This is a genomic window from Sinomonas sp. G460-2 (genome assembly GCF_047759905.1).
GTDB lineage: Bacteria > Actinomycetota > Actinomycetes > Actinomycetales > Micrococcaceae > Sinomonas.
This window is the reverse complement of record NZ_JBKZWT010000112.1, coordinates 1-10929: the sequence shown is the minus strand read 5'-3', so window position 1 is coordinate 10929 and position 10929 is coordinate 1. Positions and strand designations below refer to the sequence as shown.

Annotated in this window: 9 protein-coding genes and 2 tRNA genes; 9 read left to right on the top strand and 2 right to left on the bottom strand. The window is 67.0% G+C overall.

Features of this window, described 5'->3' with window-relative positions:
- From ACLN58_RS11945 to clpX, 7 genes are all read left to right on the top strand, one after another.
- The coding region (locus tag ACLN58_RS11945) for a zinc finger domain-containing protein (protein ID WP_415855479.1) at positions 1-427 on the top strand (427 nt) is incomplete at its 5' end.
- Between the two features lie 36 nt (positions 428-463).
- A tRNA-Gly gene (locus tag ACLN58_RS11940) sits at positions 464-534 on the top strand.
- 71 nt (positions 535-605) lie between these two features.
- A tRNA-Pro gene (locus tag ACLN58_RS11935) sits at positions 606-680 on the top strand.
- A 66-nt stretch (positions 681-746) separates the two neighbouring features.
- Entirely contained in the window at positions 747-2126 is a 1380-nt protein-coding gene (gene tig, locus ACLN58_RS11930; RefSeq protein WP_415855478.1) for a trigger factor, read from the top strand.
- Positions 2127-2322: 196 nt separating this feature from the next.
- Entirely contained in the window at positions 2323-2943 is a 621-nt protein-coding gene (locus ACLN58_RS11925) for an ATP-dependent Clp protease proteolytic subunit (RefSeq protein WP_415855477.1), read from the top strand.
- Between the two features lie 30 nt (positions 2944-2973).
- Complete coding sequence (locus ACLN58_RS11920) at positions 2974-3633, top strand: ATP-dependent Clp protease proteolytic subunit (RefSeq protein ID WP_415855476.1); 660 nt, start codon at positions 2974-2976, stop codon at positions 3631-3633.
- A gap of 147 nt (positions 3634-3780) precedes the next feature.
- The gene (clpX, locus tag ACLN58_RS11915; protein WP_415855475.1) at positions 3781-5070 is read left to right on the top strand and encodes an ATP-dependent Clp protease ATP-binding subunit ClpX; all 1290 of its coding nucleotides are present in this window, start codon (positions 3781-3783) and stop codon (positions 5068-5070) included.
- A gap of 59 nt (positions 5071-5129) precedes the next feature.
- On the opposite strand, the gene ACLN58_RS11910 is transcribed toward clpX, so the two are convergent.
- The gene (locus ACLN58_RS11910; protein WP_415855474.1) at positions 5130-6482 is read right to left on the bottom strand and encodes an MFS transporter; all 1353 of its coding nucleotides are present in this window, start codon (positions 6480-6482) and stop codon (positions 5130-5132) included.
- Positions 6483-6791: 309 nt separating this feature from the next.
- Here ACLN58_RS11910 and ACLN58_RS11905 point away from each other — a divergent pair, with 309 nt between their 5' ends.
- A complete protein-coding gene (locus ACLN58_RS11905) occupies positions 6792-7439 on the top strand; it encodes a disulfide bond formation protein DsbA (RefSeq protein WP_415855473.1) in 648 nt (215 codons plus the stop codon).
- Positions 7440-7796: 357 nt separating this feature from the next.
- Here ACLN58_RS11905 and valS read toward each other — a convergent pair whose 3' ends face one another.
- Positions 7797-10448, bottom strand: coding sequence for a valine--tRNA ligase (valS, locus tag ACLN58_RS11900; RefSeq protein ID WP_415855472.1), 2652 nt, complete (start codon positions 10446-10448; stop codon positions 7797-7799).
- A 71-nt stretch (positions 10449-10519) separates the two neighbouring features.
- Here valS and ACLN58_RS11895 point away from each other — a divergent pair, with 71 nt between their 5' ends.
- On the top strand, positions 10520-10873 hold the full coding sequence (locus tag ACLN58_RS11895; RefSeq protein ID WP_415855471.1) for a DUF488 domain-containing protein: 354 nt from the start codon (positions 10520-10522) through the stop codon (positions 10871-10873).
- Positions 10874-10929 lie beyond the last annotated feature (56 nt).

Below are 10929 nucleotides of genomic sequence, written 5' to 3'. Positions count from 1 at the left end.
CACGCGCCGTCGTACGCCCGTGGGGCGGCTCCTCATGGACCAGGCCGTGGTCGCCGGTATCGGCAACGTCTACCGCGCCGAGCTCTTGTTCAGAGCCCGCCTCGACCCGGCGTTGCCCGGAACCCATGTGGGGCACGCTCGGGCGGTTGCCCTGTGGGACGACGCCGTCGTGGCGCTCGGGCACGGCGTGCGCGACGGCCGCATCGTCACAACCGACCCGGCCCTCTGGCCGGGCGGCCCAGGCGAACTCCCGGGGCCGGATCACGCTCACTATGTGTACAGACGGCACGGGCAAGCGTGCCGGGTGTGCGGCGAGAATGTTCGGCTCGCGGCTGAGGCGGGGCGCAAGCTGTATTGGTGCCCTCAATGCCAGCGGGCTGATGGGCCAGCGGAACCGACGAACGGCGTGTCGGGCCGCGAGATTTGACACGCGATCAGCGAATTCGCTTTAGTTGAAGGGCTCGGGGACGTAGCTCAATGGTAGAGCCTCAGTCTTCCAAACTGATTACGCGGGTTCGATTCCCGTCGTCCCCTCTCTCGCGCCGCTGTTTGTGCGAATGTGCGCCCCTGCAGGCACGCCTGTATTGTGGTCTGTGCATCAGATACGGGGTGTAGCTCAGCTTGGCTAGAGCGCCTGCTTTGGGAGCAGGAAGTCGCAGGTTCAAATCCTGTCATCCCGACTGTTCGGCCGTCGGCAAGCCAGCCAGGGCGGCGACCCCAACAAGAACATCCAGGAGTGCCACGCTGTGAAGAGCGCCGCCGAGAACCTTAGCCCCACCCGCGTCAAGCTCAACGTCGAAGTCCCGTTCGATGAACTCAAGCCGAACATCGACGCGGCGTACAAGCAGGTTGCCGAGCAGATCCAGGTGCCCGGCTTCCGCAAGGGCAAGGTTCCCTCCCGCGTGATCGATCAGCGCGTGGGCCGCGGCTACGTCCTCGAGACGGCGATCAACGAGGGCCTCAACGACTGGTACCAGCAGGCCGTCTCCGAGACCGGCATCCGCCCGCTCTCCCGCCCCGAGGTCGAGATCACCGAGGTTCCCGACCCGAGCGCGACCGATGGCCAGCTCGCGTTCCAGGTCGAGGTCGACGTTCGTCCCGAGATCGAGCTCCCCGACTACGCCGGCATCAAGGTCGATGTCGAGGCCGCCGCGGCGTCGGACGAGGACATCACGAAGGCGCTCGATGAGCTGCGCGGCCGCTTCGGCACGCTCAAGCCGGTGGACCGGCCCGCGCAGGCCGATGACTTCCTCACCATCGACCTCACCGCGAAGGTGGGCGACGAAGAGGTCGACTCCGCCGCGGGCCTCTCCTACCAGGTTGGCTCGGGCACCATGCTTGAGGGTCTTGACGAGGCCGTGACGGGCCTCAGCGCCGACGAGGAGACGATCTTCGAGACGAAGCTTGCCGGCGGCGAGCACGCGGGCGAGGCCGCCCAGGTGACCGTGAAGGTGACCGCGGTCAAGGAGCGCGAGCTCCCCGAGGCCGACGACGACTTCGCGCAGCTGGCGTCCGAGTTCGACACGATCGCCGAGCTCCGCGAGGACCTCGCGAAGCAGGCCGCGGACGCGAAGGTGGCCCAGCAGGGCGTTGAGGCGCGCGACAAGGTCCTCGACAAGCTCGTCGAGCTCATCGAGGTGCCGGTACCCGAGTCGGTCATCACCGAGCAGGTCGAGGCCCACTTCAACCCGGAGACGGGCGGCCACGGCGCGGCCGAGGACCACGACACCGAGGAGCACCGCGCGGAGGTCCTCGCGAACACCGAGCGTGCCTTCAAGAACGAGATCATCCTCGACGCGATCGCGGAGAAGGAAGAGGTCGGCGTCTCGCAGAATGAGCTCATCGAGTACCTCATCTCGACGGCGTCGCAGTACGGCATGGACCCGAACCAGTTCGCCCAGATGATGGACCAGTCCGGTCAGGTTCCGATGATGGTCGGTGAGGTCCGCCGCCGCAAGGCGCTCGCGCTCGTCCTCGGCCAGGCCGAGGTGACCGACTCCGAGGGCAACGCCGTTGACCTGACCGAGTTCGTCCGTCCGGCCGGCGAGGAGACCGTGGAGGAGGCGCCTGAGGAGGTCGCCGCCGACGTTATCCCGAGCGACGACCCCGCCGCCGCCAAGTTCTGACGCTTCCTCACAAGGGCCGCCGCCCGCGCTGCATGGCGCGAACGGCGGCCCTTGTGCTGTCCCGCGCGAGGCGCGTGCGGCGCCGTCATGCGCCTAAAGCGAACAGTGGCGACGCGCGGAACAAACGCATCCCCAAACGGGCTAGTGTCCCTGTAGCAGCAACCAGTCTTTGCAGCAGATCGGAAGGTAGCGCACCATGCCACAGCAGGAAAGCACGCCGCGCATGGCGGGGCCCGCGGAGGGCAACGGACAGGACTTCATCTACCAGCGGCTCCTCAAGGAGCGCATCATCTGGCTCGGCTCCGAGGTGAGGGACGAGAATGCGAACACGATCTGCTCGCAGCTCCTGCTCCTCTCCGCAGAGGACCCCGAGAAGGACATCTTCCTGTACATCAACTCGCCCGGCGGGTCGGTCACGGCCGGCATGGCGATCTACGACACGATGCAGTACATCCCGAACGATGTCGTCACGGTCGCGACGGGGCTCGCCGCCTCGATGGGGCAGTTCCTGCTCTCGTCCGGGACGAAGGGGAAGCGCTACGCGACCCCGCACGCCCGCATCCTCATGCACCAGCCCTCGGGCGGGATCGGCGGCACCGCGTCGGACATCAAGATCCAGGCGGAGCTCATCCTGCACATGAAGCGGGTCATGGCCGAGCTCACGGCGGAGCAGACCGGGCAGACCATCGAGACGATCCTGAAGGACAACGACCGCGACAAGTGGTTCACGGCTCAGGAGGCCCTCGACTACGGGTTCTTCGACAAGATCGCCGAGCGGGCCGGGCACGTCACCGGTGGCGGCGGGACGGACAAGTAAGAGACGCCCAGGGCGACTAAGGAGCAAGAGATGAACTACAACATGGGCGTCAACCCGGCGGGCCTGCCGACGAGCCGCTACATTCTGCCGCAGTTCGAGGAGCGCACGCCGTACGGCTTCAAGCGCCAGGACCCGTACACGAAGCTGTTCGAGGACCGCATCATCTTCATGGGCGTCCAGGTCGACGACGCCTCCGCGGACGACATCATGGCCCAGCTGCTCGTGCTCGAGGCCAATGACCCGGACCGCGACATCACGATGTACATCAACTCGCCGGGTGGTTCGTTCACCGCGATGACGGCGATCTACGACACGATGCAGTTCATCCGCCCCGAGATCCAGACAGTGTGCCTCGGCATGGCGGCCTCGGCGGCGGCGGTCCTGCTCGCGGCGGGGACGCCGGGCAAGCGCCTCGCACTGCCGAATTCGACCGTCATGATCCACCAGCCGTCCCTTTCGGGCGGCCAGGGCGGCCAGGCGACGGACCTCGAGATCCAGGCGCGCGAGGTCCTTCGCATGCGCGAGTGGCTCGAGAACACGTGGGCCAAGCACACGAACAAGACGCCCGAGGAAATCAGCCGCGACATCGAGCGCGATCTGTTCCTCACGGCGCCCGAGGCCCAGGTCTACGGGCTCGTCGATGAGGTGCTTGAGTCGCGCAAGATCCGGCAGAGCGCTATCGCTCGCTGACGGTCACGTGCCGGGCGTGTCGTAAAAGGCGCCGGTGCCGCCGAGAAATCTTCGGCGGCACCGGCGTTTGGCATCGGTGCGCTGTCGGCCCAGTGTCCTACAGTGGAGTGGTCACGGCTTCTGCCCCTACACGAAGGGATTCGACGAATGGCTCGGATTGGTGAGAGCGCGGATCTGCTGAAGTGCTCGTTCTGCGGGAAGAGCCAGAAGCAGGTGCGGAAGCTCATCGCGGGCCCCGGGGTCTACATCTGCGACGAGTGCATTGAACTCTGCAACGAAATCATCGAGGAAGAGCTCGCGGAGGTCTCGGATCTGGGCAGCTTCGAGCTGCCGAAGCCGCGCGAGATCTTCGACTTCCTCCAGGAATACGTTGTGGGCCAAGAGCCCGCCAAGCGCGCACTGGCCGTTGCGGTCTACAACCACTACAAGAGGATTCAGGCCGGTCACGGCTCGAAGTCCGGGTCGCTTGCCGAAGGGCATGGGCACGACGACGTCGAGATCGCGAAGTCGAACATCCTCCTCATCGGACCCACGGGCTGCGGAAAGACCTACCTCGCCCAGACGCTCGCGCGCCGGCTCAACGTCCCGTTCGCGGTCGCGGACGCGACGGCCCTCACCGAGGCGGGCTACGTCGGCGAGGATGTCGAGAATATCCTGCTGAAGCTCATTCAGGCCGCCGACTACGACGTCAAGAAGGCCGAGCAGGGCATCATCTACATCGATGAGATCGACAAGATCTCGCGCAAGAGCGAGAACCCGTCGATTACGCGGGACGTCTCGGGGGAGGGCGTCCAGCAGGCGCTCCTCAAGATCCTCGAGGGCACGGTGGCTTCCGTCCCGCCGCAGGGCGGCCGCAAGCATCCGCATCAGGAGTTCATCCAGATCGACACGACGAACGTCCTGTTCATCGTCGCGGGCGCGTTCGCGGGGCTCGAGGAGATCATCGGCCAGCGCGCGGGCAAGAAGGGGATCGGCTTCGGTGTCCCGCTGAGCTCGATCACGAAGCACGAGAGCACGTACGCGGACGTCATGCCTGAGGACCTGCTCAAATTTGGGCTCATTCCGGAGTTCATCGGCCGCCTCCCGGTCATTACGACCGTGGAGAATCTCGACAGGCCGGCGCTCATGCAGATCCTGACTGAGCCGAAGAACGCCCTCGTGAAGCAGTACCAGAAGATGTTCCAGCTTGACGGCGTCGAGCTGCACTTCGAGGACGGCGCGCTCGAGGCGATCGCGGACCTCGCGCTCGAGCGCGGCACGGGCGCCCGCGGCCTGCGGGCGATCATGGAGGAGGTGCTCCTCCCCGTCATGTTCGACCTGCCGAGCCGCGACGACGTCGCGAGCGTCGTGGTGACGCGGGACGTCGTCATGCGCCACGAAGAGCCCACGCTCATCCCGCACAGCGTCGTGGCGAAGCGCCGCACGAAGTCGGCGTAGCGCCCAGCACGCGAAGGAGGCCGGCACCGCGCGGTGCCGGCCTCCTTTTGCGTGAGCGCTCAGTCCTGTGCCGAATGGACGACGGCGCGGGCCGGGATCGGCTCGATCCTCCCCATGAGCAGGAGGTACGAGGCAAGGCCGCCGATGAGTGCGAAACCGCCGATGATGAACGCGTAGAAGAAATGGCCCGTCGCGTCCACGACGAAGCCGGTCACGATCGGGGCGGCGACGCCCGCGAGCAGGTTGACGCAGTTCACAATCGCGGCGAGCGAGCCAGCGCTGCCCTCCGGTGCGATGAGCGCGGGGAGGGAATTGCTCGTGACGTACACGAGGGCGATGCCCGCGCTGCCGATGGCGATCCAGATGATCGCGACGATCGGCGTGTTGCTGAAGGCCGCACCGACCGTGAACAGGGCCACGATCATGCCTGCCACGAGGACGCCCTTGCGGACCTTGTCCGGGTTCGCGCCGCGACCGATCACGCGGTCCACCCACACGCCGCCGATCGTGAGCTCTGAGACGAACATCGCGAACGCCGGGACGGCCGCGTAGATGCCGCTCTGGAGCACGCTCTGGTTCATGCTCGTCTGCATGTAGCCCGGGAGCCACGTGAGCAGCATCCAGAGGACGTAGCCGGCCCCCGCGAGGCCCAGCGAAAGGCCCCACACCTTCCGCTGCCGGAGGAGATAGCCGACCGTGGCCCAGTCGCTCTGCGGGCGCACATCCTCGCTCGAGGCCCCGCCGTCCACGATGTAGCGGTACTCGTCGTTCGTCATGCGGCCCTTCGCAAGGCGCGCCTTGGGCCCTGTGTACCGCCAGAGGAACGCGACGAGGAACACGATCGAGAGGGCGGCCTGGAGCCAGAACGCCTCGCGCCAGCCCCATGTGGAGACGGTGAATGCGATGAGGGGGAGCCCGAGCACGTTCGCGAGCCGCGTGCCGCTGTCGAAGATCGCGGTGCACAGCCCGCGTTCGTGCCGCGGGAACCACTGGCCCGTGGCCTTCATCGCGCCGGGGAACGCGGGGGCCTCGGCAACGCCAAGGAGCACGCGGGCAACGATGATGACCCAGGCCCCGGATGCGATCGCGGTGAGGACTGAAGCGACGGTCCACAGCACCGCGCTCGCGCCCCAGATCTTCTTGACGCCGAAGCGGTCGAGCAGCATGCCAGAGGGGATCTGCATGATTGCGTAGGACCAGAGGAACGCCGAGGAGAGCACGCCGAACTCGGTTGCGCTGAGCCCGAAGTCGTGCGTGAGGGGCTGCTGAGTGACCGAGATCGAGAGGCGGTCAACGTAGTTGATGAGGATGCCGAAGCCCATGAGGAGGGCGATGCTCCAGCGCGCGCGTCCCCTCGGGCGGGTGGCCGGGGCGGTGTGCGCCTGCGCGGGGTTCTTAGATACCTGGGACAACAAAGGTGCTCCTAACGGGCGATCAGAATTTCGGAAGCTGGGCGACGCTGCCGCGGCTCCCGAGCGCGCGCCGAACTCGCTTTCAGCGCGTCGCATGAGGTGGGAATGGGTGCCGTTCGTGTTCGGTCTGTGTGCTCGACGTGATCGGTTTCACGTCAGCCTGGTGAAACCAGAGTAGGCAGAACGCGACGATTTCCACAAGAAGGAATCTAAATTTCATATGTCGGAATTCTTGGTATCCCAAATTTCGCCTCTTGGTATCCCAAATTGGATCGAGGAGGTCGCGGAATACGATGGCAAGGAATGCACATGACGACGAAGGGAGACTCCGCCATGACCTCTGCTGCAGAGGCAGTGAAGAGCAAGGCAGACTTTTGGTTTGACCCCGCGTGCCCGTTCGCGTGGGTGACGTCGCGGTGGATAGGCGAGGTTGAGAAGGTTCGGGACATTGAGACGAGGTGGCACGTCATGAGCCTCTCGGTGCTCAACGAGGGCCGTGAGCTCGACCCCGACTATCAGCGTGCGATGGACCAGAACTGGGGTCCCGTACGCGTCATCATCGCCGCATCGGAGCTACACGGTCCCGAGCACATCAAGCCGCTCTACGATGCGATGGGCTCGTTCATCCACAACGAGGGCGTCAAAGACCGTACCGAGGTCATCCGGCGTGCGCTCGAGGAGGTCGGCCTCCCGGCCAGCCTGGCCGACTACGCCGATTCCGAGGAGTTCGACGCCCAGCTGCGCGCGAGCCACAAGTCCGGGATCGAGCTCGTAGGCCAGGACGTCGGCACGCCTGTGGTCGCCTTCGACGGCACGGCGTTCTTCGGCCCGGTCATGACCCGGGTCCCGCAGGGCGAGGAGGCGGGGGAGGTGTGGGATGCGTCGGTGACGCTCGCGGGCTATCCGCACTTCTTCGAGATCAAGCGGTCCCGCACGGAACGCCCCCAGGCCGTGTGAGCGTTCGGGGGCGGGGCCGTGCGTCGGTCCCGCCCCCGAATTACGCATCTGTACTTCGCGGATCGCCCTTGCACGCGACTGTGGCCCGGATCACAATGGTAGTTACCTCCTCCAAGAAGAGGAGGACGTGGAAACCGAAGATTCAGTGACAATCGATTCGACGCAGCCTCAGGCAAAGCCGGCGATTGGCCCTTAGTGACGAAGGGTACGACCTGGATGCCAAGGATTCCACCAGACTGGGAGTCGTCACCGAACAGCCGATAAAGTCGAAGCCCCACCAACGCGAGAACGCTGATGGGGCTTCCCCTTTGCCCGAGAGCTCTCCGCCTCGGGGACCCTCAGGCCGGCTCGCGGGCGCTAGACCTCGGCCGCCGCGAGCTCGACGCCGGAGACCTTCAGTTCCTCAGCGCCGTCCTCGAGGTTGAGCTCGCGCGCGTTCGCGGCCGCCCGAAGGTCGCCGAGGCCACCCCTGAGCTGTGCGATTTGGGCACTCGGAGCCGACACGGTCGCGGACACGACCTCGGTGCGCTGCTTGACCTTGGCCTCCGACTTGGCCTTCCGGATGCCGGAGAGGGCCAGGCCCACGGTGGCCAGCATGCCGAGATCGCCCTCGACCGGCAGCGCCTCGGGCCACGGGGCACGGTGCACCGACCCCGCGCGCCACCAGCCCCAGACCTCTTCGGTGGCGAAGGGCAGAACCGGCGCGAACAGGCGCAGGAGGGCGTCGAGCGTCGTCGCGAGGGCCGCGAGCACCGATGCCTGCTGGGCCTCGCCCTGAGCGCCATAGGCGCGGTCCTTGACGAGCTCGACGTAGTCGTCCGTGAACTGCCAGAAGAACGACTCGGTGATTTGGAGCGCGCGTGCCGGATCGTACCCCGCGAAGGCCGAGCCAGCCTGGGCCACGACATCGGCGAGCTGGGCCAGGAGGGCCCGATCGAGCGGGTTGACGAGCACGGCGTCGCGCGGCTCGCGGACCACGTTCGCCTCAGTCGCACCGAGCCCCAGCACGAACTTGGACGCGTTGAGGATCTTGATCGCGAGGCGACGGCCGATCTTCATCTGCGCGACCTCGAACGCCGTGTCGGAGCCGAGCTTCGCGGAGGCGGCCCAGTAGCGGACCGCGTCCGCGCCGTACTCCTCGAGGATGTCGGTGGGCACCACGACGTTGCCCTTCGACTTCGACATCTTCTTCCGGTCGGGGTCGAGCACCCAGCCTGAGATGGCCGCGTTGCGCCATGGGGCGCAGTCGTGGAGCGCGTCGGCGCGGACGGCGGTCGAGAACAGCCACGTGCGGATGATCTCGTGCGCCTGCGGGCGGAGGTCGAACGGGAACACGTTCCCGAAGAACTCCTCGTCCCGGCTCCATCGGCCCACGATCTGCGGGGTCAAAGAGGAGGTCGCCCACGTGTCGAGAACGTCCGGATCACCCGTGAAGCCGCCGGGCTGGTCGCGCTGCGCCTCGTCGAAGCCGGGCGCCGCCTCGGCGACCGGGTCGACCGGCAGTGCGGCGTTGTCGGGAACGATCGGGTTCTCGTAGTCCGGGTTCCCGCCCTCGTCGAGCCGGTACCAGACGGGGATCGGGACGCCGAAGAAGCGCTGGCGCGAAACGAGCCAGTCGCCGTTGAGGCCCTCGACCCAGTTCTCGTAGCGCGAGCGCATGAACCCCGGGTGCCACGCGAACTCGCGGCCCCGCTCGAGCAGGCGCTCGCGACGGTCGGCGTCACGCCCGCCGTTGCGGATGTACCACTGACGGCTCGTGACGACCTCGAGGGGCTTGTCGCCCTTCTCGTAGAAGTTCACGGGATGCATGATCTTCTTCGGCTCGCCGTCGAGCAGGCCCTGCTCCGAGAGCAGCTTGACCACGCCCTCCTTCGCCGAGAAAGCCGTCTTCCCGGCGATCTCGGCGTATGCCGCCTTGCCGTCCTCGGACGTGATCCACTCGGGGGTCTCCGCCTGGAGGCGGCCGTCGCGACCGATGATCGAGCGCGTGGGGAGCTGGAGCTCGCGCCACCACGTGACGTCGGTGAGGTCGCCGAACGTGCACACCATCGCGATGCCCGAGCCCTTGTCCGGCTTCGCGAGGGGGTGCGCCTTGACCTCGACCTCGACGCCGAACAGCGGCGAGCGAACGGTCTTGCCGAAGAGCGGCTGGTAGCGCTCGTCGTCCGGGTGGGCCACGAGCGCGGCGCACGCGGCGAGCAGCTCGGGACGGGTCGTCTCGATGTGAACCGGCTGGCCGTCGTCGGCCGTAAAGGCGTAGCGGTAGTAGGCGCCCGGCACCTCGCGGTCCTCAAGCTCCGCCTGGGCCACCGCGGTGCGGAACGTGACGTCCCACAGCGTGGGCGCCTCGGCGAGGTAGGCATCGCCCTCGGCGAGATTGCGGAGGAACGCGCGCTGCGAGACAGCGCGCGAGGTGTTGTCGATCGTGCGGTACGTCATGTCCCAGTCGACGGACAGGCCGAGCGTCTTGAAGAGGTGCTCGAACACCTTCTCGTCCTCGACCGCGAGCTCCTCGCAGAGCTCGATGAAGTTGCGCCGCGAGACGACGTCGAAGTCGCGCTGGTTCTTGGCGGGCTGGGCGGGCGGCCGGTAGTCGGCGTTGTACGGCACGCTCGGGTCGCAGCGAACGCCGAAGTAGTTCTGGACGCGGCGCTCGGTCGGGAGGCCGTTGTCGTCCCAGCCCATGGGGTAGAAGACGTTCTTGCCGGTCATGCGCTGGTAGCGCGCCAGGAGGTCGGTCTGCGTGAAGGAGAACATGTGGCCCACGTGGAGCGAGCCGGACGCCGTGGGCGGGGGAGTGTCGATCGAGTAGACCTGCTCCCGGCTCGTGTTCGTCTCGTACCGGTACGTGCCCTCGGCGAGCCACCGCTCGGTGAGCTTCGCCTCGAGGCCCTCGAGGGCGGGCTTCTCGGGGACGGTGGCGGCGTGGGCCGGGGTCTCGGGGGCGGTTGGGTGGGAGAGGGAAGGGGTGCCGGGCGTGTCTGTACCCGTGGTGTTCGCTTCAGGCATGCGCCAATTCTTCCACGGATTGCCGCGCGACCCGGTCCCTCGGCACCATCGGCGGGCCTAGCATGGGGCCCATGGCCACCGTGATGCTGCGCCGAGTCTACGATTCCTCGCCTGCCGGGACCTACCGCATCCTCGTCGACCGCGTCTGGCCACGCGGACTCAGCAAGGATCACGCGGCCGTTGACCTCTGGCTCAGGGACGTGGGTCCGTCCACTGAGCTGCGCAAGTGGTTCGGCCACGAGCCCGAGCGCTTCGAGGAGTTCGCGCGGCGCTACCGCGAGGAACTCGAGGGCTCCGCGGCGTTCGGCGAGCTCAAGGACGCCATCGCGGCTCATCCCCGCGTGGAACTCGTCTATTCAGCCCGCGACGAGGACCACAATCAGGCGGTCGTCCTCCGCGACGTTCTGGCAGGGTCGGGGCGGTAGTTTGGGGTTATGACCTCCACCGCGCCCCAGCCCACGCCCGCCGTCGCCTCTGCGCC

Bases quoted from the DNA above. Each gene is read 5' to 3' on its own strand.
- ACLN58_RS11925 (WP_415855477.1), top strand. From the start codon at position 2,323: ATGCCACAGCAGGAAAGCACGCCGCGCATGGCGGGGCCCGCGGAGGGC.
- ACLN58_RS11920 (WP_415855476.1), top strand. From the start codon at position 2,974: ATGAACTACAACATGGGCGTCAACCCGGCGGGCCTGCCGACGAGCCGC.
- clpX (WP_415855475.1), top strand. From the start codon at position 3,781: ATGGCTCGGATTGGTGAGAGCGCGGATCTGCTGAAGTGCTCGTTCTGC.
- ACLN58_RS11905 (WP_415855473.1), top strand. From the start codon at position 6,792: ATGACGACGAAGGGAGACTCCGCCATGACCTCTGCTGCAGAGGCAGTG.
- valS (WP_415855472.1), bottom strand. From the start codon at position 10,448: ATGCCTGAAGCGAACACCACGGGTACAGACACGCCCGGCACCCCTTCC.
- ACLN58_RS11895 (WP_415855471.1), top strand. From the start codon at position 10,520: ATGGCCACCGTGATGCTGCGCCGAGTCTACGATTCCTCGCCTGCCGGG.